We start from the raw sequence: 26,492 nt of genomic DNA, 5'->3' as shown, positions 1-26,492 counted from the left end.
TATTCTAAACTCTTTAATCTACTTTTTTTGCTGATGAAACTTCAAGAATTGACGGCCGTGGCGATGCTGACCTTCGGGGTGCTGCTGGCGATGCTCGGCTTTTGGGTGGCGCCTACGGGGCAGGTGGACGAGAGTGTGCTGTGGCTCTTTGCGCAGTGCCTCATTTATGCCGGTTCGGTGATGGGCGTGACGGTCTACGTGCGCCGTTGGGGCGAGCGACTGGCAAAGGGCGATTAGCCTTTTTCTCGGTCTTCCACCCCAAAAATAATTGTCCCACCGATGTGCCGTGCATCGGTGGGACAATGAGGTGTGGAATGGTGAGGAAAGGGACGCAGATGTCGGAAACAAAATGCGCTCCCGCGGCTTATCCCACCAGTTGGAGGTAGAAGACGGCGGCTGGGATGGCGAGGAGGGCGGAGTCGAAGCGGTCGAGCATACCGCCGTGGCCGGGGAGGATGCGCCCCGAATCCTTGATGCCGAGTTGGCGTTTGAAAAGACTTTCCACGAGGTCGCCCCACGTGCCGAAGACGCACACCACCAGCCCTAAGCCGAGCCACTGCCAGAGCAGGAGGATGGGGAAGGCCCACCAGAGCACCACACCGGCGAGCAGGCAGAGCAGGCCGCCACCGATGGAGCCGACCCACGACTTTTTGGGCGAAATGCGCTCAAAGAGGCGGGCGGGGAAGCGGCGACCGAGCAGACTGCCGCAGAGGTAGGCACCGGTGTCGCTCGTCCAAAGGAAGATGAACACGCTCAGCGGCAACACCCACGAATAGGGGAGACTGTTGGAGAGCGCATCGTAGCGATAGGCCAGGAAGAAGATGAGCGAGAGCGGAAGGGTGATGTAGAGCTGGGCAGCAAAGGCAAAGGCCCAGTTTTTCAAAGGATTGGTGTCCCGTCGATAGAGTTCGCTGATGAGGAGGTAGAGCACCGTGCCCACGAAGGGGAGGAAAAACTGGTAGGACGGGGCGAGGGTACAGCACTGCCAGAGGGCAAACACAAAGGCGAGGGAGCAGGCGGTGGCGATGAGCTGATTGACCGATGCACCGACGTGGCGGTTGATCAGGCCGGTGAACTCCCACACGGAGAGGGCGGCAATGGCGGCAACGAGGAGGGCAAAGGTGATGGACCCGCCCAACATCCCGCCCACGAGGAGGGCGATGTAGAGCACCCCGGTGAGGGCGCGGATGAGCATATTGTTCATGAGGATTGGGGAAATGATGTGTCGGAAAAACGTGCAAAAAAACGCACGGTCATCTCAGAAAAAACTGATGTGAGACAGATACAACATTACCGCCACACGCCGGGAGGACGCGCAACGGTAATGATGGGCCGGGGCGGCAGGGCTATTCTGCCGTGTGGGGCAGATGGGCCGCGATGTCAGGATTGTCGTCGGTCGAGGGCACCGAGGTTTCACCCTCGGCAGCAGGAATTTCGGCCGGCAGGGGTTGCTCTTCGAGGATGATGTCGGCACGACTCTTCCAAGGACGTGCGCCAAAGATATTCTCCACATCGGCGGCAAAAATCACTTCGTGTTCGCAAAGCAAGTCGGCCAGCGCCTTGTGTTTGTCGGCATTTTCGGTGAGGATGCGCTTGGCGCGGGCATACTGCTCATCAATGAGCTTCTGCACCTCTTGGTCGATGATGCGCGCCGTCTCGTCGGAGTAGGGCTTCTGGAAGGTTTCCTGCGGGTTGTAGTAGGAGAGGTTAGGCATCCGTTCGCTCATGCCGAGGAAGGCCACCATGCCGTAGGCGCGCTGAGTGACGCGCTCGAGGTCGTTGAGGGCACCGCTGGAAATGCGGCCGAGTACCACCTCTTCGGCAGCACGACCTGCCAAAGTGGCACACATCTCATCGAGCATCTGTTCGCGGGTGATGATGGTGCGCTCTTCGGGCAGATACCAAGCCGCGCCAAGACTCTGTCCGCGAGGCACGATGGTCACCTTCACCAGCGGGTTGGCGTATTCCAAAAGCCACGATACCGAAGCGTGTCCGGCTTCGTGGACGGCAATGGAGCGTTTTTCCTCCTGTGTCATGACGCGCGTCTTCTTCTCCAAACCGCCGATGATGCGATCGACAGCGTCGAGGAAGTCTTGTTTCGTGACCGACTCGCGGTCGTGGCGGGCAGCGATGAGTGCCGCTTCGTTGCAGACGTTGGCGATGTCGGCACCGGAAAATCCGGGAGTCTGACGTGCCAGCAGTTCGATGTCGAGCCCGTCTTGAAGTTTGAGCGGTGCGAGGTGTACTTTGAAAATGGCCACACGTTCGGGCAGGTCGGGCAAATCAACGTGGATTTGTCGGTCGAAACGTCCGGCACGCAGCAGCGCTTGGTCGAGCACATCGACGCGGTTGGTGGCGGCCAGAATAATCACTCCGGTGTTGGTGCCGAAGCCGTCCATTTCGGTGAGCAACTGGTTGAGGGTGTTTTCGCGTTCGTCGTTGCCGCCGAAGCCCACGCCTTTGGAGCGTGCACGTCCCACGGCGTCGATTTCGTCGATGAAAACGATGGAGGGGGCTTTCTCTTTGGCCTTCTGGAAAAGGTCGCGCACACGACTCGCGCCGACACCGACAAACATTTCCACGAAGTCGGAACCCGACATCGAGAAGAAGGGCACACCCGCCTCACCGGCCACGGCTTTGGCGAGCAGGGTTTTTCCCGTTCCGGGAGGGCCTACGAGAAGCGCGCCCTTGGGAATTTTTCCGCCCAAGTCGGTGTATTTCTTGGGGTTCTTCAGAAATTCCACGATTTCTTGGATTTCCTGTTTCGCCCCTTCTTGGCCGGCCACATCTTTGAAGGTCACGTTGATGCCGCCGTTCTCTTTGTTGTACTCTTTGGCTTTGCTCTTGCCCACGCTGAAGATGCCGCCGCCGGTATTGCCCATGCGGCGCAGCATGAAGTACCAGAAGCCCACGAGCAGCAGGATGGGGAAGATGCTGGTGAGGATGTTGAGGAGGATGGAGCGACTTTCTTCGTAGGTCACTTTGCCTTTGTAGCCGATGCCCGTGAGGTAGTCCTCGACCTTGTCGGCACTGGGATAGCGGGCAGTGACGGTGGGGCGCTTGCCCACCTCGCTGACGCCTTGGTGGAACACTTCGCGCACCTTGGCAGGGAGCACCACGATGCTCACCTTGCCATCGGTCTTGTTGACCACCACCTCGTGAGTGTAGCCGCGGGCGATGTAGGATTTTATCTCCGAGTAGCTGATGTCTTTTTCGTAGCTGCCCGGATGTTCGTTGCCCTGCCAGAGCATCACCGCCAAGGCGCCAATCACGATGATGTAGAGCCAGTTGAGGTTGAACTTCGGCATTTTAGGGTCTTTAGGGGGCTGTTTTTGAGAGTTTGCAGACATGATATGGGGAGTGCATGAGGGAGCGCAGAGGGATTGCGCCCCTTGGGTTTAGCTTAGTCGAGGTCGGGGATTTGGGTGATGGCGGCATCTTCCCAGAGGTGCTCCAAGTCGTAGAAGGCGCGCTCGTCGGGCACGAAGATGTGCACCATGACGCTGCCAAAGTCCATCGCCACCCACGTGTTGTTGGCGCGTCCGGCGATGGCCGAAGGGCGCTCGCCCAGATGGGTGCGGGCAAAGTTTTCGATACTGTCGACGATGCTGTCCACCTGCGAGGGCGAACCGCCGGTGCAGATGACAAAAGCGTCGGTGGGGGCGGTGGTGATGCCGGTGAGGTCGGCCACCACGATTTCGCGGCCTTTTTTCTCTTGGATGCCGTCGATGATGATGTCTATTAAGTCTTTGGTCATAAAAATGGAGGATTGCATAGGAAATCGCGTGGGGGATTGCGCGAGAAGAATGCCGGCAGCACAGGCGTGCAGACAGCGTGGGCAAAGGTACGATTTTTATTTGGGATGCCGAAGGGGGGTGCAGGCTTTTTTGGTTCCCCCTCGGCCTTCCTCTTCCGTCATTGCAACAATTGTGCCAAGAAACGCGATTGGAATTATTTGCAACATTTTAAGTGAAGCAAGCGAGCGTTTCGGCAGAAGTTTTTGTACCTTTGCCGCGTCAATCCACTCCCAGATTATGAATATGCTCATTCGTTCTCATTTCCGTTTTCTTTTCCTCCTGCTGCTCGCTCTGTTGCCTCAGAAGGGTGCGGCACAGTCGGAGACCGGCGACCTGCCACCGGTGAAGCCCGGCGAGGTGGGTCCCGCGCTGGCGGTCGACATCCAGGTGGGCAAAGCGCTCTACAAAGGCGACAGCATCCCCCACATCATCATGCCCACGCTCTACAAATATCCCCAAATGGAATTTCGCAACGAGGGCGACCGCACGCGCTACCTGCGCCTCGTGGCCAATGTCAAAAAACTCCTTCCGCTGGCTAAGATGGTGAGAATCACGGTGATCGAAACCTACGACTACCTCGCCACCCTCCCCGACAAAAAGGCGCGGCAGGCCCACATCAACGCCATGGAGGAAGGGCTGCGCCGCGAATACACCCCCGTGCTCAAGAAGATGTCGCGTTCCCAAGGGCGGTTGCTCATCAAGCTCATCGACCGCGAGTGCAACATGACGGGCTACAACATCGCCAAAGCCTTCATCGGCACCTTCAACGCCAACGTCTACCAAGGCCTCGCCTTCCTCTTCGGGCAGAGCCTCACCAAGCACTACGACCCCGAGGGCGACGACCGCTACACCGAGCGCGTGGTGCGCATGGTGGAAAGCGGACAAATTTGACCGCGCTGCGCAACGACCGACCTTAGGACATCGTCTCGCTCTCTCCAAACGTTCACGCCCAAATTCACATCGAAATTCGTACCTGCCGGCGGAAAATGCACATTTTCAGCACAAAAGCTTGGCCAGTCCAAGGAGAGTTCGTAATTTTGCACACGCTAAGCCTTGTGCGCGTGGGCTATCCTGTCCGCCGCACGAAGCGAGCATCATTTCTATTTTTCATTATTCACCCATCATCAACATGTACTTAGATTCAGCTAAGAAGACAGAGATCTTTGGACAGTACGGAAAGTCTAACACGGATACCGGTTCCGCTGAGAGCCAGGTGGCCTTGTTTTCATACCGTATTTCCCACTTGACGGAACACATGAGAGCAAACCGTAAAGATCATACGACCGAACGCTCTCTCGTGAAACTCGTAGGTAAGCGCCGCGCCCTCCTCAACTACTTGAAGGATCGCGACATCGAGCGCTATCGTGCCATCGTGAAAGCACTCGGCCTGCGTAAGTAAGCAAAATCTTTTTTTCATTACAACAAAAAGGAAATCAAGACTCCATACGTCGTGACGACGTGTGGAGTCTTTTTTTGCATTCATCCACAAGGACGCACGCCCCGTCGTCGGCACAAAATGCCGCCCCACCACCTTGTCGTTCTCGAAAGAAATCCGTAATTTTGCGCACAAGAGCCTCCTTTTCGACCGTGTGTCGCGCCCGGCACGCGCCCACGGCCGATGCAGCGCTCCCTCACCCCCAACTTCCTCCCTATGAAGCTCAACCGCAACCTCCACCTTTGGCTCACCGTGGGCATCTGCTTCGTGCTGAGCCTCGCCTGCATCGTCCTCGCCCTGCCTCGCGAAGCCAAATTCGGCTACTCCTACGAGATTGGGCAACCCTGGAGCTATCCGCCCCTCATCGCCACCTTCGAATTTCCCATCGACAAGACGCCCGACCAGCTCAAAGTCGAGCGCGACAGCGTGCTCCAAGAGTTCCACCCCTACTTCAACGCGCGCGAACAGGTGGGGCAGCAGCAAATCAAGAACTTCAAGAGCGACTATGCCCGCGGTGCCTTCAACGGCGTCCCCCTCACCTATGTGCAGCACGCCCTCAACATGCTCAGCAACATCTACGGCAGCGGCATGGTCGACTCCGAAGAGTTCAACCACCTCTCGGCACAAAATCTCAAAGGCATCCGCGTGGTGAGCGGCACTTCGGCCACCGCCCGCCCCCTCTCGGCCCTCTTCTCCCCCCGCACGGCCTATGAGTATGCCATGCACCAAGAGCAATTCTCGCGCGAAATCATGTCGCGCCTCAACCTCCACAAATACCTCGTCCCCAACCTCGTCTACGACAGCCTGCGCACCCACGAAGGGCGCGAAGAAGCCCTCGCGACCGTATCGACCAGCACCGGCATGGTACTGGCCGGCGAGCGCATCATCGACCGCGGCGAGCGCGTCAGTCCGCGGCAGTACTCCATCCTCGAGTCCCTCCGCCGCTACAGCGAGCACCGCAAGAACGACGGCCGCAGCCTCATCGGTGTGGTGGGCGGACAGGTCGGCCTCGTCGGCGGTTTTCTCACCCTCCTGCTCATCTTCCTCTACCTCTTCCGCCGCGACCTCTACACCTCTCCCCACAGCCTCTATCTCATCTTCAGTCTGGTCACCCTCTTCCCCGTGCTCACCTCGCTGCTGGTGACCTACAAGTTCTTCTCCGTCTACATCATCCCCTTTGCGATGGTGCCCTTCGTCATCCGCGTGTTTATGGACACGCGCACGGCCTTCCTCGTCCACATCCTCATGGTGTGCCTCGCCGCCATCCCTCTCCACAGCAACTACCTCTTCTTCCTCACCCAGCTCGTGAGCGGACTGGTCACCCTCTTCACCATCCGCGACCTCACCGAGCGTTCCCAACTGATGCGCACGGCCCTCATCGTCACCCTCTGCACGTGGGCGTTCGGTCTCTGCCAGGACCTCGCCCAAGGCACCACCCTCACCGACATCGACCGCTCGTGGTATTGGTACATCGGCATCAACGGCGTTGCCCTCCTCTTCACCTATCCCCTGCTCTATCTCATCGAGCGCCTCTTCGGGTTCACCTCGAGCGTCACCCTCATCGAGATGAACAACACCAACACCCCCCTCATCCGCCGCATGGCCCGCGAGGCCAACGGCACCTACGTCCACTCCCAGCAGGTGGGCAGTCTGGCGGCCGAAGTGGCAGCAAAAATCGGTGCCAACGTGCAGCTCGTCCGCACCGCCGCCCTCTACCACGACATCGGAAAAATGCTCAATCCGGCCTATTTCACCGAAAATCAGGGCGGCATCAACCCCCACGACCAGCTCACCGAGGAGCGGTCGGCCGAGATCATCATCTCCCACGTCACCGAGGGTGTCCGCCTGGCCGAAAAGCACGGCATCCCCAAGCTCCTCCGCGAGTTTATCGTCACCCACCACGGGTCGTCGATGGTGAAATACTTCTACATCCAGGCTTGCAACAAATATGGCGCCGACAAGGTCGACCCGAAAGCCTTCACCTATCCCGGCCGCAACCCCTACACCCGCGAGCAGGCCATCCTCATGATGGCCGATGCCATCGAAGCCTCCTCCCGCAGCCTCAAGGAATACTCCGACGAGGCCATCACCGAACTGGTGAACCGCATCGTCGACAGCCAGGTGGAGAGCGGCTATTTCCGCGAGTGCCCCATCACCTTCCGCGACATCTCCGATGCCAAACGCGTCTTTGCCGAAAGCCTCAAGACCATCTACCACACCCGCATCGCCTACCCCACCCTCAACCAGCCCGTCAAGGCCGACGACGACCGCACCGCGCCCCAGCGCCCCCACCTCTTCGGCAGCAACACCTGGCGGTGGAAAAAGTGAGCAGAAAAAGCACCTATCCTCTCCCCTCAGAGATAGAAAAATCTACCTCAGAGATAAAACAAACTACCTCAGACGCAGGAAAAACCACGTCTGAGGTAGTTTTTTTTGCTTAACTTGGATTTTGACACCTATTTCACGGAGAACAACAACGATCTATGAGGCTGTCGGGCCGGCTTTCAGTCAGCTTTCCTCTATGCTCTGCCCGCCTCGGGAGAACCCGAGGTTATGCGAAGGTGTCGCCTTCAGCAACATCGCGAGCCAAAGCCAAGTGAAACCGAGAGTTGTGTTCGGGTGCGGCAGGTCGCTGAAAGCGACATCTTTGCATAACCCCACGTCCTCGTGGGGTGGATGCCGCCGGAGAGGATGCTGACTGGAGGTCAGCCCGATTGAGCCGTCGGCGCATTGAGACAGCGATGCCCGATTTTGAAGAACCGATGCCCTTCAACTTCTTTTTTCTTCCCCCAACGCTTGTCGATTTGGGCAATGTTACTTACCTTTGTCCAAGAATTGCAAATCCTCGGAGAAGAGGGAGGTAGGACATTTCGCTACGTTCCGCCTTCGTCAGGACGCACTTCTCCTCCAAGATCTCATTGAGCCACCTCCATAAAAAAAACGCACACTATGGAAGAAAAACACCCTACCCTGTCTCGACACCGCGGCACACTGACGCTCGTGCTCCTCGCCTTGACTTTCGTCATGAGCGCTGCGGCAGGCCCTTTCAGCACACGACGCACCGCTCCGAAAAGCGAAACGCCCCTCCGCGTGGCCTGCGTGGGCAACAGCATCACCTACGGCTACGGCCTCACCCACCGCGACACCGAATGCTACCCTGCACGCTTGCAGGAACGCCTCGGCAAGGGCTATGACGTGCGCAACTTCGGCCACTCCGGCACGACCCTGCTGCGTCGCGGACACCGCCCTTACATCGCGCAGGAAGTCTACCGAAATGCGCTCGATTTCCGTCCCGACATCGTGATGATTCACCTCGGTATCAACGACACCGATCCACGCAACTGGCCTTTCTTCCGCGATGATTTCACGAAGGACTACATCGCGCTGGTCGACTCCTTCCGCGCCGCCAACCCCAAGGCGCGCTTCTTCCTCGCGCGGATGTCGCCCATCTCCCACCGTCACCACCGATTTTTGGCCGGAACGCGCGATTGGCACAAACTCATTCAGCGCGCCATCGAACGTGTGGCGGCGGCCACCGGCGCCCACCTCATCGACTTCTACGAACCCCTCCTGCCCCACCCCGAAATGCTGCCCGACGGCCTCCACCCCGACAAGGCGGGAGCGGCATTGCTGGCCGATGTGGTCTATGCCGCCCTCACCGGCGACCACGGCGGACTCCAACTGCCGGCGGGCTTTTCGGACAACATGGTGATCCGTCGCCACCAGCCCTTCACCGTCAACGGACGTGCCGATGCCGGTGCGGTGGTCATGGCCGAATTTGCCGGCCAAAAGCACAAGACCACGGCCGATGCCGACGGCCGTTGGCAGGTGACGTTTGCCCCCGTGGCGGCCGGTACGAACTACAACCTCAGCGTGAGCAGCGGCCGACAAACGCTCCGCCTGCGCAACATCGCGGCCGGCGAGGTGTGGCTCTGTTCGGGTCAGAGCAACATGGCCTTTCCCCTGCGCAATGCCGTGGGGGCAGAGCGCGCTTTGGCCGCGGCCGACGATGCCGACCTGCGCCTGCTCAACCTCCTCCCCCGATGGGACACCGACAACAGCGAATGGGACAGCACGGCACTCGACTCTGTGAACCGCCTGCTCTACCTGCGCAACGACGGTTGGCAGACGGCCACGCGCGAGAATGTGGGTAACGTGTCGGCCGTGGCCTACCACTTTGCCCGCATGCTGCGCGACAGTCTGAAAGTGCCGGTCGGCCTCATCGTCAATGCCGTGGGCGGCAGCACGACCGAGTCGTGGATCGACCGCCGCACGCTCGAGGACGAATTTCCCGAACTCCTCAACGACCGCTTCGGCCACAACGTGATGGTGATGCCATGGGTGGTGGAGCGGATGCGGAAAAACATAGCCCGCGCCACCGACAAACTCCAGCGCCATCCCTATCAGCCCACCTACCTCTTCGATGCCGGCATCCGTCCGCTCAAAGGCTGCGCGGTCGATGGAGTGCTGTGGTATCAAGGCGAGTCGAACGCGGAAAACATGGAAATCCACGAGCGCCTTTTCCCCCTCCTCCTCCGTTCGTGGCGCACCTACTTGGGCGAACCCGATCTGCCGTTCTACACGGTGCAGCTCTCCAGCATCAACCGCCCCTCGTGGCCATGGTTTCGCGAGAGTCAGCGCCGCATGGCCGAGGCGTTGAAAGGGGTGTATATGGCGGTGAGTAGCGATGTGGGCGATTCACTCGACGTTCACCCCCGCCACAAGCAGCCCATCGGCGAACGGCTCGCCCGACTGGTGCTGCACCACGAGCGCGGATTTGCCCACCTCACCCCCTGCGGCCCTTCCGCCCCACGTGCCACCCTGCACAAAGGCGCAGAAGTGGAGGTTAGTTTCCAATGGAGCCGCGGCCTCACCACGTCCGACGGTCAGGCGGTGCGCACGTTTGAAGTGGCCGGTGCCGACGAGGTGTTCCACCCCGTTGCCGCCACCCTCCATGCCGACCGTGTGCGGCTGCACTGTCCCGAAGTGGAGCGTCCGGTGTGGGTGCGCTACGGTTGGCAGCCGTTCACCCGCGCCAACCTCGTCAATGCCGAAGGATTGCCCACTTCCACTTTCCGCATCGCCGTGGAAGGGGCAAAGCCTTAGCCATCGGCAAAAAGCCGCAAAACGGCATTTTCATCCCACAAGACCGCATTTTCTCGCTGGAAATCCGTAATTTTGCAGTCTAATTCTATCAAACGAATAGAAATGAGATTATTTACATTTATAGTTTGCTTGTTGTTTGCTATCTGTGTAAATGCCAAAAACCTAAAAGAAATGGAAGAAAATAAGACAGCGATGGAAAAAGTGGCAAATAAGAATGATAAGCCGACAAGAAAATTGTTCTTGGCATCATCGTTTAATGACGTGGCAAAGCTTTTTATCGATTTTTCCGGTGAAGAATTGAATGGCAAGAGGGTGACATTTATTCCTACGGCGAGTATCCCAGAATCTGTAAAATTCTTCGTCAGCTCGGGCAGAAAAGCTCTCGAAAAAATGGGGCTAACGGTAGATGAATTGGAATTGACACAGGCGAGCAAGCAGGAAATTCGGGATAAATTGGAAAAGAACGATTATATCTACATAACTGGTGGAAATACGTTTTTTCTTCTTCAAGAGTTGAAAAAAACGGGAGCTGACGAAATCATTGTCGAACAGATAGAGCAAGGGAAACTGTATATCGGGGAGTCGGCAGGCTCGGTAATTATGTCTCCTAATATCGAATATGTTAAAGAGATGGATGATTGCAGCAAGGCTCCCGAGCTTCCAGACTTTTCTGCATTGCACGTTATTGATTTCTATCCTTTGCCTCATCATACGAATTTCCCTTTCAAGAAGGTTGTTGAGAAAATCATTGCGGCATATGGGGAAAGGATTACCCTCTGTCCAATAAGCAACACACAGGTTATCACAGTGAACGGCACAGAAATTAAGGTTGAAAGTCGAAGATAAGTCTCACTGCTTATCCGATTCGCACTTGTCCTACATTTTTTTTAATGCATCTTCCTGTCACATCAGTCGTTTTCGTTTCAGGTGCCAATACTTTTTTATAAGTATTTATAATCAAAGAGTTACAAAGAAGCAACTCTTTTGTTTATAAAAAGCCGTCTAAAAAAAACTCTCCTATTCTATGAGCGAAAAGAAATTCAATCGTACCCTCGTCACCGCCGCCCTGCCCTATGCCAACGGCGGTGTGCACATCGGGCATCTTGCCGGTGTCTATGTGCCTTCCGATATTTACGTGCGCTATCTGCGTCTGAAGCGCCGCGACGTCCTGTTCATCTGCGGTTCGGACGAACACGGCGTGCCTGTCACCATCCGTGCCCGCAAAGAGGGCTGCTCGGTGCAGGAAGTCGTGGACCGCTACCACCACCTCATCAAAGATTCGTTCGAGGGCTTCGGCATCTCGTTCGACATCTACTCCCGCACCACCAGTGCAACGCACCGACAGGTGGCGTCGGACTTCTTCCGCACGCTCTACGACAAGGGCGAATTCCTCGAACGCGAGAGCGAACAATACTATGACGAGGAGGCCAAAACCTTCCTCGCCGACCGCTACATCACCGGCGAATGCCCACACTGCCACAACCCACAAGCCTACGGCGACCAGTGCGAAAAATGCGGCAAAGACCTCTCGCCCACCGAACTCATCAACCCCGAATCGAAGGTGTCGGGCAGCAAACCCGTGTTGCGCAAAACGAAGCACTGGTATCTCCCCCTCGACAAGCACCAAGCGTGGTTGCAACCGTGGATTGAGAGCCATCCCGAATGGCGCCCCAACGTGAGCGGCCAGTGCAAGAGTTGGTTTGACATGGGGCTGCAACCGCGTGCCGTGAGCCGCGACCTCGATTGGGGCATTCCCGTGCCGGTAGAAGGCGCTGAGGGCAAGGTGCTCTACGTTTGGTTTGACGCGCCCATCGGCTACATTTCCAACACCAAAGAACTCCTCCCCGACTCGTGGGAGAAATGGTGGAAGTCCGACGATACGCGCCTCATTCACTTCATCGGCAAGGACAACATCGTGTTCCACTGCATCGTGTTCCCCGCCATGCTCAAGGCCGAAGGCTCCTTCATCCTGCCCGACAACGTGCCGAGCAACGAGTTTCTCAACTTGGAGGACGACAAAATCTCGACCTCGCGCAACTGGGCGGTGTGGCTCCACGAATATCTGCAAGAGTTCCCCGGCAAACAGGATGTGATGCGCTATGTCCTCACCGCCAACGCTCCCGAAACGAAGGACAACAACTTCACTTGGGCCGACTTCCAAGCGCGCAACAACAACGAACTCGTGGCCGTCTACGGCAACTTCGTGAACCGCGCCCTTCAACTCACGCAGAAATACTACGACGGCATCGTCCCCGCTGCCGGCACGCTCACCGAGAGCGACCTCGCCGCCATCGAGGAGTTCAAGGGCGTGAAGGCCGAAGTGGAACGCCTGCTCGAAGCCTTCCGCTTCCGCGATGCGCAGAAGGAGGCCATGAACCTCGCCCGCATCGGAAATAAATACCTGGCCGATGCCGAACCATGGAAGGTGATCAAGACCGATCCCGAACGCGTCAAGACCATCCTCAACCTCTCGCTCCAACTCGTGGCCAATCTCGCCATCGCGTTCGAGCCTTTCCTCCCCTTCTCCTCCGCCCGTTTGCGCGAAATGATTGCCATGCCGGCCGTCGAATGGGACCGCCTCGGCGCGCTCGACCTCCTCGCTGCCGGTACGCAGTTGGGGACACCCGAACTCCTCTTTGAGAAAATCGAAGACGACGCCATCGCCGCGCAACTCCAGAAGTTGGCCGACATCAAGAAGCAGAACGAAGCCGAAAACCACCGCGCCAACCCCGTGAAGGAAGACATCGACTTCGCCACGTTTGAAAAGCTCGACATCCGCGTCGGTACCATCCGCCATTGCGAACGGGTGCCGAAGATGAAGAAACTCCTCCGCTTCGACATTGCCGACGGCTTGGAAAACCGCACCATCGTTTCGGGCATCGCCCAGCACTACGAACCCGAACAGCTCATCGGTCGTCAGGTGTGCTTCATCGCCAACCTCCCGCCCCGCACCTTCAAGAACGGCTTGGTGTCGGAAGGTATGATTCTCTCCGCCCTCAACGCCGACGGTACCCTTTCGGTCATCACGCCCGATCGTGCCGTGCTCCCCGGTTCGGAAGTGGGATAGTCCCACCCCCTCTCAGGAGTGTCCCTCCGCACTTCCCCTGCGGATGGGACACTCCTTTGCTTTTCGCCACTGCGCTGTCGTGGGGCGTTCCTCTACCTCAGAGGTAGTTTTTTCCCTCCCTTATGCTCAAAGGCCTCCTTCTGGCTGCCGCCCTCTTCGCTTTGGGAGCGCAGGCCAAACTCAAGCACCTCCTGCCCCTGCCGCAACAGGTGGAGAGAGTGGAAGCCGCGCCCTTCGCACTGGGTCGTCCCGTCGCCCTGACCGACCCGACCCACACCGCCCTCCTCCGGCATTTCCTGCGCGCACAAGGCTGCTCCTTCGCTCCGAACGCCGCCGCCCAAGTGGTGGTCAGGATTGAGCCGCATTTCGACACCTTCGACTATCGGCTGGACGGTTTTCCCAACGAGGGCTATCGACTGCGCGTGCGTCCCGACACCCTCGAAATCACCGCCGCCACGGAGGTGGGCATCATTCGTGCCGCACAGACGTTGGCGCAAATGGCCATGGGCGGTGCTGAGCGGCCGGCGCTCGAAGCGGCAGACATCACCGACTTTCCCGCCTTCAAACTCCGCGGCTTCATGCACGATGTCGGGCGGTCGTTTCTCTCCATCGAAACCCTCAAACGCCACATCGACCTCCTCTCGCGCTTCAAGGTGAACACCTTCCATTGGCACTTGACGGAAAACCAAGCCTGGCGCATCGAGGTGAAAGCCTTTCCGCAACTCACGGCGGCCGAACACATGACCCGCTTCCCCGGCCGATTCTACACGCAGGCCGAAGCACAGGAACTCGAAACCTTTGCCGCCGAACGCGGGGTGATCATCATTCCCGAAATCGATATGCCCGGCCACAGCGAAGCCTTCCGCCGCGCGATGGGCTTTGACATGCAGACCGATGCCGGCGTGGCGGCGCTCACCACCATTCTCGAAGAAATGGCGGCCGTATTTCCGCACGCACCCTACCTCCACATCGGTGCCGACGAGCGCGCCATCACCTACCCCCGCTTCCTCGAAACGATGATCGACAAGGTGCACGCCCTCGGGCGCAAGGTGGTGGTGTGGAACCCCGTCCAAGGGGTGAACATCGGCGGCCTCGACATCGACATGACCCAAATGTGGAGCACCGCGGGCAAGGCCGTGGCCGGCAAGCCCAACATCGACTGCCGCTACCAATACACCAACCACTTCGACGTGTTTGCCGACCTCGTGGGCATTTACAAGAGCAACATCTACTATGCCGAGCGCGGCCATCCCGACCTTGCCGGCACGATTTCCGCCCCGTGGAACGACCGCAAAATGGCGACCGAGCGCGACATCGTGGCGCAAAACAACTTCTTCGCCAATGCCATTGCCCTTGCCGAACGCAGTTGGCGCGGCGGCGGACGGCAGTATGTCGAACAAGGCGGCACCACGCTGCCCGATGCCGGTGCGGAGTGGGAGGAGTTCCGCTCGTGGGAAGAGCGTTTTCTTTTCCACAAAAGCACCACCCTCGCCGAAGAACCGGTGCCGTATGTGCGGCAGACCGACGTGCGCTGGTGCATCACGGAGCCCTTCCCCAACGAGGGCGACCCCGACCGCCCGCTGCCGCCCGAGACAGAGGGTTTGAAAGACAGCTACGTCTACCACGGCAAAACCTATCGCACCGGCCATGCCACCGGCGCGGGCATCTATCTGCGCCACACCTGGGGCAGCATCATTCCCGCCCATTTCCCCCATCCGCAGGAGCACACCACGGCCTACGCCTGGACTTACATCTACTCCCCCCAAGCGCAGGAAGCCGGCGCCCTCATCGAGTTGTACAACTACGGGCGTTCCGAAAAAGATGCTGCTCCCGATGCCGGCACATGGGATCGCTACGGCTCCAAAATCTGGCTCAACGACCGCCCCATCGCGCCGCCGACTTTCGACAACAGCGGCCTGACCAACATCACCCACGAAACCCTCCTGCGCAACGAAAACTTCACCGCGCGACCGCCGCTGCCGCTGTGGTTGAAAAAAGGCTGGAACAAGGTGCTGCTGCGCCTGCCCTTCCTCCCCGACGGCCGACAGCGGTTGCGCAAATGGATGTTTACCTTCGTGCTCACCGACCGCGACGGGCGCAACGCCCTCGACGGCATTGTCTATGCGCCCCACCCCACGGCCGAACCGCCCACCGCGCTGCCCCTCGGCAGCCGATAGGAAGAGGTCGGTGCTGCTCCGTTTTTCTCTCATCTCCCCCGCTCCCATGCCCCTCAACTCCTGTTTTTCCTTTCTGCACCGCGTGGTGGTGTGGTGTCGTCGATGGCGGCACCGGCAGGGCTACGGCGTGCATTCGCCCTTTGCCTTCAACCTCATCAGCGACGTGATCTACAACACGTGGGACTACTATGCCTACGCTCCTCTGGCCGAACAGCGGGACGCCTTTGCCGGACGGCTTTGCGAGAAGGACGACCGCCTCATCTTCCGCCTGGCCAACCATTGGCAGAGTCGGTCGGTGGCTTTCCTCGGACGCGACTGGCAGCGCACGGCTGCCTATGTGCAGGCGGCCTGCCCCAAGGTGCAATGTGCCTTTTGGGGAGAGGGACATTCGGGAGAGGGCGATGAAATTTCGCCCACCTCGTCCCTGCCTTTGCCGACCGAACTTCTGCGGCGCTGCGACACCCTCTTGATTGCCCCAACGGCTGCCGGCGAATGGGCAACGGCCACCGCCTTTCCCCTCGACCCACCGCCCCACCCTGCCCTCCTCATCGTGACCGACATCCACAGCGATGCGGCCGCGCGACAACTGTGGCGGCAACTCCAAGCCGACAAGGCGGTGAGCGTCACGTTCGACCTCTACCGCCTCGGACTGGCCTACCTCGACCCGCAACTCAACAAACAAGACTACGTGGTCAATTTCTTCTGACCGCCGCCCCCGCTCGTTTCCCCGATGAAGCGGTGGGATTTTTCCTTTGCTCACCAAAACATTTTGTTCTCTCCATGGTTTATCTCATTGTCGGGCTCGGCAACATCGGTGCCGAATATGCCCACACGCGCCACAACATCGGTTTCGACGTGGTAGACCGCATTGCTGAAGATGCGGGTGCTACGTGGGAAGACCGCCGTTACGGTTTTATCACCACCGTACGCGTGAAAAATCAGACCCTCCTCCTGCTCAAACCCTCCACTTATATGAACCTCTCGGGCAACGCCGTGCGCTACTGGATGCGCGAACGCAACATCCCCCTCGAACAGGTGCTGGTGGTGGTCGACGACCTCGCCCTCCCCTTCGGCCGACTGCGGCTCAAGGCTTCGGGCAGCGAAGCGGGACACAACGGCCTGCGCCACATCACCCAAACCCTCGGCACACAGCAGTATGCCCGCCTGCGTTTCGGCATCGGCAACGAATTTCCACGCGGCGGACAGGTCGATTTCGTCCTCGGCACGTTTGAAGGCGACGACCTTGCTCAAAAACCCGAAGCCCTGGCACGCGCTGCCGAAGCGGTGAAGAGTTATGCCCTCCAAGGCATCGACCGCACGATGAACCTCTTCAACAAATGACCACGCCGCGGGGCGCTCACCGAATTTGGGTGGGCGCCTCGCTTTGTGTGTGTGAGCAGACGAGGCATCGCCTCCCTCGCCTCTGTCATCCCACTTTTTTGGAAAAAGCAACACGGAAATCTTAAAAAGGAGAGTCATTCTCCACTTTTTGCATCCGTATTTAGAGTTTATCGCAAAAAGTTTCGTAATTTTGCAGCAATATCTCGGAGCAAACGCCATGTTGCTCACTTTTTTATCAACCCAAAAACTTCATTCAAAGGTTATGAGAAAACAATTGTTGCTTTCCGTAATTTTGGTAGTGCTTTCCATCGCGTTGGGCACGAAGGCAGTGGCTCAAGCCACCGTCAGCGGCATCGTGGTGGATGTGGAGACCAACGCTCCCATCGTGGGCGCTACCGTTGCCATCCAAGGGGCGAACGCCAATGCCATCACCGACGACAAAGGCAAGTTCACCATCAAAACCACCAAGGCCAAGCAAAGCCTGCAATTCTCCTGCATCGGCTATGAGCGCCTCGTGCTGCCCGTGAGCAAGACGGGAGAGTACGACCTCGGCCTTGTTCCCCTTGCCGCGAGCAGCGTCTCGCTCAAAGACGCTGTCGTGACCACACGTGCCATCGCACGCAAAACTCCGGTTGCCCTCACCACCCTCGGTTCGGTGATGATTGAGGAGAAAATCGGTACGGCCGACTTTCCCAAAGTGCTCGAAGCCACTCCCGGTGTCTACGTGACGCGCGGCGGCGGTGGCTACGGCGACTCTAAAATCAACCTGCGCGGTTTTAAGAGCGAAAACATCGCTGTCCTGGTCAATGGCGTTTCGATGAACGACATGGAGTGGGGCGGCGTTTATTGGTCCAACTGGGCCGGTCTGGCCGATGTGGCCTCCAACATCCAGACACAGCGCGGTCTGGGAGCGGCCAAGGTGTCGACTCCCTCGGTGGGCGGCTCCATCAACATCGTGACCAAGACAACCGACGCCAAAAAGGGCGGTTTCTTCTCCTACGGCATGGGCAACGACGGCTACAACAAAGCCTTGTTCAGCGTTTCGACCGGTCGCACCGCCGGCGGATGGGCCCTCACCCTCTTGGGCGGCCGCACCTGGGGCGACGGCTACATCCAGGGCACAGAGTTTGAAGGTTGGAACTACTTCGCCTCGCTCTCCAAGCAACTCGGCGACCACATCCTCTCCTTCACCGTCTTTGGTGCTCCGCAGTGGCACAACAAGCGCTCGGAGTACGACGGGCTGACCCTCCAAGGCTGGCAGGAAGTGGGCAAATACATGCGCCCCGGCGAGCAGTACCGCTACAACCCCACCTATGGTTTCGACAAGAACGGCCAGCGCCGCACTTCCTCGAAGAACATGTACCACAAGCCTCAGTTGCAACTCCAGCACATCTGGCAGATCAACTCGACCTCTTCGCTCAACACCGTGCTCTACGCCTCCATCGGTAACGGTTGGGGAACGTCCGGACAAGGCACTGCCCCCTACTCCTCTTCATGGTACGGCGCCAACAACGGCGTGCTCAACATGCAGTTCCGCAAGCCCGACGGCACCTTTGCCTACGATGAAATCCAAGAACTGAACGAGAAGTCCGAAAGCGGTTCGCAGATGGTGATGACGATGTCGAAAAACCTCCACAAGTGGTACGGCCTCGTGTCGACCTACACCAAGGAAGTCAACAGCCACCTCAACCTCTACGGCGGCCTCGACCTGCGCTACTACATCGGTACGCACACCAACGAAATCACCGACCTCTACAACGGTGCTTACTACATCGACCGCTACCGCAAAAACGTGCGCCCGGCCAACTTTGCCGGTGCCGGCACGGACGCTTTCATCAACAAGAAGCTCACCGTGGGCGATGTGGTCTATCGTGACTACGACGGCCACGTGGCGCAAGGCGGCGTCTTCGGACAGGCAGAATACGACTGGAACAACCTCACCGCCTTCATCGCCGGTTCGGCCAACATGACCTCCCAGTGGCGTGTGGACCGCTTCTACTACGACAAGGACCACCAGAAGAGCGAAAAAGTCAACAAACTCGGCGGTACCATCAAGGGCGGTGTGAACTATAAGTTCCCCGGCATCGACCGCTTCGGCGGACAGCACAACGTGTTCGTCAACCTCGGCTACATCTCCCGTGCTCCCTTCTTCTCGGGCGGCGCTTTCCTCTCCTCGACCGTGTCCAACCAAGTGAACCCCGATGCGGTGAATGAGAAGATTTTCTCCACCGAAATGGGCTACACCTACCACACGGCAGCCTTCAACTTCAACCTCAACCTCTACCGCACCGCATGGAGCGACAAGACGATGGCCAAGAGCATCGACATCACCGATGAAAACGGCAATCCCGACCGCGCCATGATCAACATGCAGGGTGTCAACTCCGTGCACAGCGGCATCGAGGCCGAACTCGACTACAAGCCCTACAAGTGGGTGGCCATCCGCGGTATGCTCTCTCTGGGCGACTGGAAGTGGACGAACAATCCCACCGGCTATTTCTACAACTCCGGCGGCCAACCCATCACCAAGGACAAGAAGGTGGCTTCGGGCATCCAAGCCCCCGACCACGCCACGATGGTCATCCACCAGAAGAACGTCAAGGAAGGCGGTTCGGCCCAGTTCACCACCAGCCTCGGCATCACCCTCTATCCCATGGACGGTGTGCGCGTCGGTCTTGACTGGAAGCACTTCGGCAGCTACTATGCCGACTACGCCGTATCGGCCAACGACATCAGCCTCGGCGGCGAGAAAGTCTTCGCTACGCCTTGGAAACTCCCCTCCTACAACCTCTTCGACCTCAGCGCAGGCTACACCTTCAACATGGGCGGCCATCGCACCACCCTCTCCGGCAACATCGAGAATCTCTTCAACCAAGAGTACATTGCCGAAGCCATGGACGGCGGCACCCACGACTGGCGCTCGGCCTACCGCGTATTCTACGGTTTCGGCCGTCAGATGTCGGTTAAAATCAAGGTTAACTTCTAATTTTCCACGATCATGAAGAAAATCGTATATGCCCTGCTCTGCGCAGGCCTCCTCACCGCTTGCTCAGACTACAACGACAACTTCGAGGGCCTCAAAAAAGGTCCTCAGCCGGTCGATGTCAAAAAGTTAGACTATACCCTCACGGCGGCTGACTACAAAGCCATCGCCGACAACGCCACCAACAAAGCGCTCGCCAAAGCTGCGGGCGAAGAGAAGGAACTGGCAGCGTTGGCCAAGACGGGTAAGTTCACCGAACGCATCACCGCCAGCGAATATCTCCCCGCTTTCCTCGCGGCCAAGTGGTTCACGGCCGACAACTCTTCGGCCATCCACGTGACCTACGAACAGAAAGTGACCACCGGTGCCGATGCTTTCGTGGCTGATTTCGAGCAACTCGAAAACAAAACCGTCAATCCCGCTGTCATCCAAGGTTGGACGGTAACCACCACGACCGGAGCTTACAACTGGGAAAGCCGTTTCCGCAACAACAACCACTATTTGCAGATTTCGGCCTTCCAAAAGGATCCCACAAAGCAGGTGGGCGCAGCACAAGCCTACGCCATCACTCCTGCCATTGCGGTTGAAGAAGGTATGCACCTCACCTTTGAAGCCCTCTACGGCAACTACAAAGATGAAGGCGGCCGTCTGAGCCTCTTCCTTCTCGAAGGTGAAACCGACTTTGCCGGACAGAATGTGACCGCCCTCCCTTGGAAAGATCTCACCAGCAGCGTGAAGATTGAAAAGCCGGCAGAAACTTATGGCACTTTCAAGCGTGCGGCCGATGTCGACTTGAACAAATACAAGGGTAAAAAGGTACACATCGCCTTCCGCTATGATGGCAACGACCAGACCAACGCCACCACCACTTTGCAGTTAGACAATGTCGTGGTAGGCAACAAGGTGGTTACTGAAAGCACACCTACGGATCAGTTTGTACGTTTAAATGACAAATGGACGTATGACCCCTCTTCCACCATCTTGCTCTATCCCACGAAGAACGCCACCACCGTGGCTTACTTCCAAGCCGGTGTAGACTGGGTGAAGGAAAATATCGATGCCAAGTTGGGTGTTGAAGCCGGCAAGGGCTATGTGACGGGCTACGGCAATAATGAGTATTATTCCGGTCTTTCGGCACATTACGGCAACGTAGACATCCGCGCCGGAAAAGCCCGCGAGCAATATGCCAAGCCTTTTGAAGGTATGGACGACGCTGCCGTTTCCGCCCTCCTCGAAAAGCACCTGCAAGAAACCTTAGCCGGTGCCCTCGCCAAACTGCATCCTGAGGCAGTTCCCGTAGCGGGTATCGACGTCATCTACACCCTGCGCATCGGTGTGTACACCGGCACTTCGCTCGCCGCCGATCAGCTCACCCACGAAATCAAATTCAAAGTCGTGGCCAAGGGTAAGTTTGAGTATGTCGAAAACAGCTATCGCAAACTCTAAACCCTGCATAAAAAACTTCGCGCCGCTCACATCGTCAAGATGTGGGCGGCGCGTTGCGTTGTGGGGCAGGAGCCGATAGAGGTGGGGGACAGCGCGGTGGCCGGAGGCTACACTTTGCGGTAGCACTCCTCGAAAGGCAGGCGCTGGCGGGCGCCCCAAACGCCGGAGGGCAGGCGCTTACCGCAGGTGATAATCATGTTCACCTCAGCCCCGCGAGGCAGCCCCAATAGGCGTGCCACGCGATGGCTGTCGTAGCCTTCGAGCGGGCAGGTGTCGTAGCCGGCTTCGGCCATGGCCAGTAAGAACGTTTGTACCACCAAAGCGCAACTTTTGTGGACGGAAACGCGCACCGATCCCTCGGTGGTCTCTTGCATGATGGGGCGGAAGCAACCGATGAGGAGCGAAAGTCCTTTGCGCAGGAGTCCCAACAGCCCGAAGCAACGGGTGTAGAGGAAGGGGACGAGTTTCGTATAATAAATCGTTTGACGGCGGATGCGTCCTTCTTGGCGATCGGCCGGCGAAGAGCGGCGGATTTCGGCCACAGCCTGTTCGAGAACGCGGCGGGTGTGGTCGCGGTGCTTATCTCTGCGGGCTACGAACACCACCATTTGCTGCGCGGTGTTGGCCGTCTGTTGGTCGAAGCAGGCATGGGCAAGGCCTTGCAGCACCTCGGGGTCGGTCACATGCACCGCCTCCCAAAGTTGGAGGTTGGAAGAGGTGGGAGCGAGGGCGGCTTGCTCGATGCACCGGCGCACCACATTTTCATCAATTGGTTGGGCAGGGTCGAAATGGCGCACCGCACGGCGGTGATCCAGTAGGTCTTGTAAAGTCATAGGGTGGGGAAGTGAATGAGAGGTGGATGAGCGACGGAAAAAGGAGCAGTCGGCAAAAGAGGCCGGACAGCCAGTCCCTTATTTCCCCGTCAGAATTTTGCGGATGTCATTGAGCTTGTTGAGCGCTTCGACGGGCGTGAGGTTGTTGATGTCGAGGTGGAGAATTTCGTCACGGATGGCGGCCAACACCGGATCGTCCAGCTGGAAGAAAGAGAGTTGTGGTGCGCCCTCGTTGGGGGCAGACACCTGCTCCGTGCGCACCGAGGCTGCGGCGACAGTGCCCGAAGCCGTCGCCCCGTTGTCGGCGTTGTTGGCTTCGAGTTGAGTAAGGATGATTTCGGCGCGTTTCACGATGGACGTGGGCATACCGGCCAGCCGCGCCACGTGGATACCGAAGGAATGTTCCGACCCACCGCGGGCAAGTTTGCGTAGGAACACCACGCGGTGATCGACCTCACGCACCGACACGTTGTAGTTCTTGATGCGTGGAAATCGGCGTTCCATCTCGTTGAGTTCGTGGTAGTGGGTGGCAAAGAGGGTGCGGGCGTTGGCGCGCGGTGTTTGGTGGAGGTGTTCCACGATGCTCCAAGCAATGGAGATGCCGTCGTAGGTCGAGGTGCCGCGCCCCAGTTCGTCAAACAGCACCAGGCTGCGCTCGCTGAGGTTGTTCATGATGTTGGCGGCTTCGGCCATTTCGACCATAAAGGTACTTTCGCCGGCAGAGATGTTGTCCGATGCCCCCACGCGGGTGAAGATTTTATCGACCACCCCGATGCGCGCACTGTCGGCCGGAACGAAAGCACCGACCTGCGCCAATAGCGTGATGAGGGCGGTTTGGCGGAGCAAGGCACTCTTACCCGCCATGTTCGGGCCGGTCACGATGATGATTTGCTGACCGTCGGCTTCGAGCAGCACATCATTGGGCACATACTCCTCGCCGGCCGGCATGAGCGTTTCGATGACCGGATGGCGTCCGGCACGGATGTCGAGCGTGAGACTGTCGTCCACCACGGGACGCACATACCGCCGCTCTTCGGCCAGTGTGGCAAAGGAGTGGTAGCAGTCGAGGTCGGAGAGCGCCTGCGCGTTGCGTTGCAACTCGCTGATGCACTGTGCCGCCGCTTGCACGAGGGCGCCGTAGATGCGGGTTTCGAGCACGATGATGCGGTCTTCCGCGCCGAGGATTTTCTCTTCGTATTCTTTGAGTTCCTGCGTGATGTAGCGCTCTGCACTGACGAGCGTCTGCTTGCGAATCCACTCTTCCGGCACAAACTCCTTGTAGGTGTTGCGCACCTCCATGTAGTAGCCGAACACGTTGTTGAAACCGATTTTCAGACTTTGGATGCCGGTGCGTTGGATTTCGCGTTCCTGCATGCGGAGCAGGTAGTCCTTGCCGGTGCTTTGGATGTCCCGCAGTTCGTCGAGCTGCGCATCCACCCCATGCCCGATGACCCCGCCTTTGGCCACCAGCAGCGGAGGGTCGCTGCTGAGTTCGCGCTCAATGCGGGTGCGCAGTTCGGTGCAGGGGTTGAGTTGCTCACCGATGGCGCGGATGCTCTCCTGCGGGGCAGCCATACAGACGTTTTTGAGAATGACCACCGTTTCCAGTGCCAGCCGCAGCTGCTGCATTTCACGTGGGTTGATGCGTCCCGTAGCCACTTTCGAGACGATGCGCTCCAAGTCGCCCACCTTCGAGAGTTCAAGGTGACAGAGTTCGCGGAAGTCCGGTGCACGGAAAAAGTGCTCCACGCTGTCCTGTCGCTCCACGATGTCGGCCACGGAGCGGAGGGGGAAGAGAAGCCAGCGCCGCAGTTGGCGCGCGCCCATGGGTGTGAGGGTGCGGTCGACCACGGAGAGGAGCGACTGTCCGTCGGCGTGGTTGGTGCCGATGAGTTCGAGGTTGCGGATGGTGAACTTGTCGAGGCGCACAAACCGCTCCTCTTCGATGCGGCGCAGGGTGGTGATGTGCTCGACGTGGTGGTGTTGCGTGAGTTCGAGGTAGGTGAGCACGGCACCGGCGGCGGTGACAGCCGTGTGGAGGTGGTCGATGCCGAATCCTTTGAGGTTTTTCACGCCAAAGTGTTTCAACACGCGGGAGCGTGCCGAGGTGTCGGCAAATGCCCAGTCTTCGAGTTCAAACACGAAGTAGCGCGACCCGAAGAGGTTGGTGAATTTGCCTTTCAATCCCTGCTCCACCAGCACTTCCTTGGGCGAAAATCCCGCAAGGAGTTTGTCGATATACTCCACATCGCCCTCGGCCACGAGATATTCGCCCGTGGAAATGTCGAGCAGCGAAAGCCCCACCGTGGCGGCACCGAAATGGAGGGCGGCCAAGAAGTTGTTTTCCCGACTGTTGAGCACGTTGTCGGCCAGTGCCACACCCGGAGTGACCAGTTCGGTGATACCGCGCTTCACCAGTTTCTTGGTGAGTTTCGGGTCTTCCAACTGGTCGCAGATGGCCACGCGGTGACCGGCGCGAACGAGGCGGGGGAGGTAGGTGTCGAGGGCGTGGTAGGGAAATCCTGCCATCTCCGTTGCTCCCGATGCGCCCTTTTGGTTGCGCTTGGTGAGGGTGATGCCCAGCACCTGCGAGGCCAGAACGGCATCTTGGCAGTAGGTCTCGTAGAAGTCGCCGCAGCGGAAGAGGAGAATGGCATCGGGATTGGTCGCCTTCATGTCGTGAAACTGCCGCATCATCGGCGTGAGTTCGTCTTTGGCCATATAGAGAGGTTGGAAAGGAAGGGAAAGGAAAAGAAAGGGCTTGAAATCTACCTGATGAAGGGGAAAATACGGGCTAACAGGAAGCCTTGAAAAAAACATAGGAGCCGGAAAAATCTACCTCAGAGGTAAAATTTTTTATCTCAGAGGTAGAAAAAATTACCTCTGAGGTAGATTCGGCGCCCACCGAGTGCAGAAAATGGGGAGGGGAGTGGGGCGGATTTAGAGCACCTCGCCCTCCTCGTTATACTCTTGAAACAGGAAGTCGTTGTAGGGATACTTCTGCACATGAAGTTCGCGCACACGATGGTAGAGCAGGTCGCGGAGCGCCTCGATGTTCTGCCGTTCGCGGGCGGAGATGAAAATCACATCCAGCACGTTGTCGGCATTCGGGTTGGAAGCATCGGCACCTCCGGCAGTGCGTGCCATCCACGAATCCATGAGTTGGGAAAGCGGGGTGTTCTTGCGGGTGGCAGGGGTGAGGTCGTTGGGATCTTTGGGGGTGAAGGTGTAGGCATCCATCTTGTTGAAGATGAGGATGCGCGGCTTCTCGGCGCAACCGAGTTCCATCAAGGTGCGGTCGACCACGGCCAACTGTTCTTCAAAGTCGGGGTGGGACACGTCGATGACATGGAGCAGGAGGTCGGCCTCACGCGTTTCGTCAAGGGTCGACTTGAAAGAATCGACCAAGTCGGTGGGCAGTTTTCGGATGAAGCCCACGGTGTCGGCCAGCAGGAAGGGAAGGTTTTTCACGATGACCTTGCGCACCGTGGTGTCCAGTGTGGCAAAGAGTTTGTTTTCGGCAAACACCTCGCTCTTGGAGAGCAGGTTGATGAGGGTCGATTTGCCCACGTTGGTGTAGCCCACGAGCGCCACGCGGATGAGTTTGCCGCGATTTTGCCGTTGCGTGGTTTTTTGGCGGTCGATGTCGGCCAACCGCTCTTTGAGGAGCGACATGCGGTTGAGAATGATGCGGCGGTCCATCTCCAACTGCGTTTCGCCCGGCCCGCGGAGTCCCACGCTGCCGCCTTTGCCACCGCCGGCACCCCCCGAACCACCGCCTTGGCGCTCCAAGTGCGTCCAGAGCCGTTGCAGGCGGGGGAGCATGTAGCGATACTGTGCGAGTTCGACTTGTGTTTTGGCGTTGGCCGTTTGGGCGCGCATGGCAAAAATGTCGAGGATGAGGGAGGTGCGGTCGAGGATTTTGACTTTCAGTTCGGCCTCGATGTTGCGGAGTTGTTTGGCCGAGAGTTCATCGTCAAAGATGACCATGCCCACCGGTTGAGGCTTCTCCACATCGGCCGGCCAGAGTGGGTCGTCGTCGGCTTCATCGGCCGCTTGTTCGCATTCCTCGATGTATTGGCGGATTTCTTGAAGTTTGCCTTTACCCACGTAGGTGACACTGCTGGGGCCGTCCATGCGCTGGGTGAAGCGTCGGACGGTGGTGGCACCTGCGGTTTCGGCCAAAAACTCCAGTTCGTCGAGATATTCTTCGGTCTTGCGTTCGTTTTGCTGTTTGGTGATGAGCGCCACGAGCACAGCGGTTTCGGCGGTAGTGGTGGTTTTGATAAATTCTTTCATGCAGGAAA

18 protein-coding genes are annotated in these 26,492 nt (G+C 58.4%); 12 read left to right on the top strand and 6 right to left on the bottom strand.

All coding sequences use genetic code 11. From position 1 onward, the window contains the following. Positions 1-33: 33 nt before the first annotated feature. Positions 34-237 (top strand): hypothetical protein, encoded by a 204-nt coding sequence (locus H8527_RS03255; protein ID WP_187545679.1) that lies wholly within the window; start codon positions 34-36, stop codon positions 235-237. A 127-nt stretch (positions 238-364) separates the two neighbouring features. Here H8527_RS03255 and H8527_RS03250 read toward each other — a convergent pair whose 3' ends face one another. The 3 genes from H8527_RS03250 to rsfS form a co-directional block, all read right to left on the bottom strand. Beyond that, complete coding sequence (locus H8527_RS03250; protein ID WP_187545556.1) at positions 365-1,204, bottom strand: phosphatidate cytidylyltransferase; 840 nt, start codon at positions 1,202-1,204, stop codon at positions 365-367. A gap of 142 nt (positions 1,205-1,346) precedes the next feature. Continuing rightward, on the bottom strand, positions 1,347-3,350 hold the full coding sequence (ftsH, locus tag H8527_RS03245; protein WP_187545555.1) for an ATP-dependent zinc metalloprotease FtsH: 2,004 nt from the start codon (positions 3,348-3,350) through the stop codon (positions 1,347-1,349). A gap of 53 nt (positions 3,351-3,403) precedes the next feature. After that, positions 3,404-3,757 carry a ribosome silencing factor gene (rsfS, locus tag H8527_RS03240; protein ID WP_222935100.1) on the bottom strand — a complete coding sequence of 118 codons (354 nt, stop codon included), beginning with the start codon at positions 3,755-3,757 and terminating at the stop codon, positions 3,404-3,406. 283 nt (positions 3,758-4,040) lie between these two features. On the opposite strand from rsfS, the gene H8527_RS03235 reads away from it, so the two are divergent. The 11 genes from H8527_RS03235 (at position 4,041) to H8527_RS03185 (ending at position 21,352) form a co-directional block, all read left to right on the top strand. Next, positions 4,041-4,688 carry a DUF4294 domain-containing protein gene (locus tag H8527_RS03235; protein ID WP_187545553.1) on the top strand — a complete coding sequence of 216 codons (648 nt, stop codon included), beginning with the start codon at positions 4,041-4,043 and terminating at the stop codon, positions 4,686-4,688. Positions 4,689-4,926: 238 nt separating this feature from the next. Further along, on the top strand, positions 4,927-5,196 hold the full coding sequence (rpsO, locus tag H8527_RS03230; protein ID WP_187545551.1) for a 30S ribosomal protein S15: 270 nt from the start codon (positions 4,927-4,929) through the stop codon (positions 5,194-5,196). 219 nt (positions 5,197-5,415) lie between these two features. Then, entirely contained in the window at positions 5,416-7,560 is a 2,145-nt protein-coding gene (locus H8527_RS03225; protein ID WP_187545550.1) for an HD family phosphohydrolase, read from the top strand. 621 nt (positions 7,561-8,181) lie between these two features. After that, the gene (locus tag H8527_RS03220; RefSeq protein ID WP_370539221.1) at positions 8,182-10,338 is read left to right on the top strand and encodes a GDSL-type esterase/lipase family protein; all 2,157 of its coding nucleotides are present in this window, start codon (positions 8,182-8,184) and stop codon (positions 10,336-10,338) included. Positions 10,339-10,509: 171 nt separating this feature from the next. Continuing rightward, entirely contained in the window at positions 10,510-11,184 is a 675-nt protein-coding gene (locus H8527_RS03215) for a peptidase E (protein WP_255498501.1), read from the top strand. 178 nt (positions 11,185-11,362) lie between these two features. Next, the gene (metG, locus tag H8527_RS03210) at positions 11,363-13,405 is read left to right on the top strand and encodes a methionine--tRNA ligase (RefSeq protein WP_187545546.1); all 2,043 of its coding nucleotides are present in this window, start codon (positions 11,363-11,365) and stop codon (positions 13,403-13,405) included. A 122-nt stretch (positions 13,406-13,527) separates the two neighbouring features. Next, positions 13,528-15,582: a family 20 glycosylhydrolase gene (locus H8527_RS03205; RefSeq protein ID WP_187545544.1), complete on the top strand. Its 2,055-nt coding sequence runs from the start codon at positions 13,528-13,530 to the stop codon at positions 15,580-15,582. Between the two features lie 46 nt (positions 15,583-15,628). Next, positions 15,629-16,288, top strand: a complete 660-nt coding sequence (locus H8527_RS03200) for a hypothetical protein (RefSeq protein WP_187545542.1) — start codon at positions 15,629-15,631, stop codon at positions 16,286-16,288. A gap of 74 nt (positions 16,289-16,362) precedes the next feature. Continuing rightward, positions 16,363-16,923 (top strand): aminoacyl-tRNA hydrolase, encoded by a 561-nt coding sequence (pth, locus tag H8527_RS03195; RefSeq protein WP_187545541.1) that lies wholly within the window; start codon positions 16,363-16,365, stop codon positions 16,921-16,923. A 262-nt stretch (positions 16,924-17,185) separates the two neighbouring features. Next, complete coding sequence (locus tag H8527_RS03190) at positions 17,186-19,909, top strand: TonB-dependent receptor (protein ID WP_187545539.1); 2,724 nt, start codon at positions 17,186-17,188, stop codon at positions 19,907-19,909. A 12-nt stretch (positions 19,910-19,921) separates the two neighbouring features. Then, the gene (locus tag H8527_RS03185) at positions 19,922-21,352 is read left to right on the top strand and encodes a choice-of-anchor J domain-containing protein (RefSeq protein ID WP_187545537.1); all 1,431 of its coding nucleotides are present in this window, start codon (positions 19,922-19,924) and stop codon (positions 21,350-21,352) included. Between the two features lie 107 nt (positions 21,353-21,459). Here H8527_RS03185 and H8527_RS03180 read toward each other — a convergent pair whose 3' ends face one another. The 3 genes from H8527_RS03180 to hflX all read right to left on the bottom strand — a co-directional run bounded on the left by H8527_RS03180 (position 21,460) and on the right by hflX (position 26,484). Beyond that, on the bottom strand, positions 21,460-22,185 hold the full coding sequence (locus H8527_RS03180; protein WP_187545536.1) for a nitroreductase family protein: 726 nt from the start codon (positions 22,183-22,185) through the stop codon (positions 21,460-21,462). A 78-nt stretch (positions 22,186-22,263) separates the two neighbouring features. Continuing rightward, positions 22,264-24,906 (bottom strand): DNA mismatch repair protein MutS, encoded by a 2,643-nt coding sequence (gene mutS / locus H8527_RS03175; RefSeq protein ID WP_187545534.1) that lies wholly within the window; start codon positions 24,904-24,906, stop codon positions 22,264-22,266. A gap of 219 nt (positions 24,907-25,125) precedes the next feature. Next, positions 25,126-26,484, bottom strand: coding sequence for a GTPase HflX (gene hflX / locus H8527_RS03170; protein ID WP_187545533.1), 1,359 nt, complete (start codon positions 26,482-26,484; stop codon positions 25,126-25,128). Positions 26,485-26,492 lie beyond the last annotated feature (8 nt).

The organism is Alloprevotella sp. Lung230 (assembly GCF_014385435.1).
Taxonomy (GTDB): Bacteria; Bacteroidota; Bacteroidia; order Bacteroidales; family Bacteroidaceae; genus Alloprevotella.
Note: the sequence above shows the minus strand (reverse complement) of the source record. Positions and strands in the feature narration are given on the sequence as shown.

Coding starts and splice junctions, on each gene's coding strand:
- H8527_RS03255 (WP_187545679.1), top strand. CDS start 34: ATGAAACTTCAAGAATTGACGGCCGTGGCGATGCTGACCTTCGGGGTG.
- H8527_RS03250 (WP_187545556.1), bottom strand. CDS start 1,204: ATGAACAATATGCTCATCCGCGCCCTCACCGGGGTGCTCTACATCGCC.
- ftsH (WP_187545555.1), bottom strand. CDS start 3,350: ATGTCTGCAAACTCTCAAAAACAGCCCCCTAAAGACCCTAAAATGCCG.
- rsfS (WP_222935100.1), bottom strand. CDS start 3,757: ATGACCAAAGACTTAATAGACATCATCATCGACGGCATCCAAGAGAAA.
- H8527_RS03235 (WP_187545553.1), top strand. CDS start 4,041: ATGCTCATTCGTTCTCATTTCCGTTTTCTTTTCCTCCTGCTGCTCGCT.
- rpsO (WP_187545551.1), top strand. CDS start 4,927: ATGTACTTAGATTCAGCTAAGAAGACAGAGATCTTTGGACAGTACGGA.
- H8527_RS03225 (WP_187545550.1), top strand. CDS start 5,416: ATGCAGCGCTCCCTCACCCCCAACTTCCTCCCTATGAAGCTCAACCGC.
- H8527_RS03220 (WP_370539221.1), top strand. CDS start 8,182: ATGGAAGAAAAACACCCTACCCTGTCTCGACACCGCGGCACACTGACG.
- H8527_RS03215 (WP_255498501.1), top strand. CDS start 10,510: ATGGAAGAAAATAAGACAGCGATGGAAAAAGTGGCAAATAAGAATGAT.
- metG (WP_187545546.1), top strand. CDS start 11,363: ATGAGCGAAAAGAAATTCAATCGTACCCTCGTCACCGCCGCCCTGCCC.
- H8527_RS03205 (WP_187545544.1), top strand. CDS start 13,528: ATGCTCAAAGGCCTCCTTCTGGCTGCCGCCCTCTTCGCTTTGGGAGCG.
- H8527_RS03200 (WP_187545542.1), top strand. CDS start 15,629: ATGCCCCTCAACTCCTGTTTTTCCTTTCTGCACCGCGTGGTGGTGTGG.
- pth (WP_187545541.1), top strand. CDS start 16,363: ATGGTTTATCTCATTGTCGGGCTCGGCAACATCGGTGCCGAATATGCC.
- H8527_RS03190 (WP_187545539.1), top strand. CDS start 17,186: ATGAGAAAACAATTGTTGCTTTCCGTAATTTTGGTAGTGCTTTCCATC.
- H8527_RS03185 (WP_187545537.1), top strand. CDS start 19,922: ATGAAGAAAATCGTATATGCCCTGCTCTGCGCAGGCCTCCTCACCGCT.
- H8527_RS03180 (WP_187545536.1), bottom strand. CDS start 22,185: ATGACTTTACAAGACCTACTGGATCACCGCCGTGCGGTGCGCCATTTC.
- mutS (WP_187545534.1), bottom strand. CDS start 24,906: ATGGCCAAAGACGAACTCACGCCGATGATGCGGCAGTTTCACGACATG.
- hflX (WP_187545533.1), bottom strand. CDS start 26,484: ATGAAAGAATTTATCAAAACCACCACTACCGCCGAAACCGCTGTGCTC.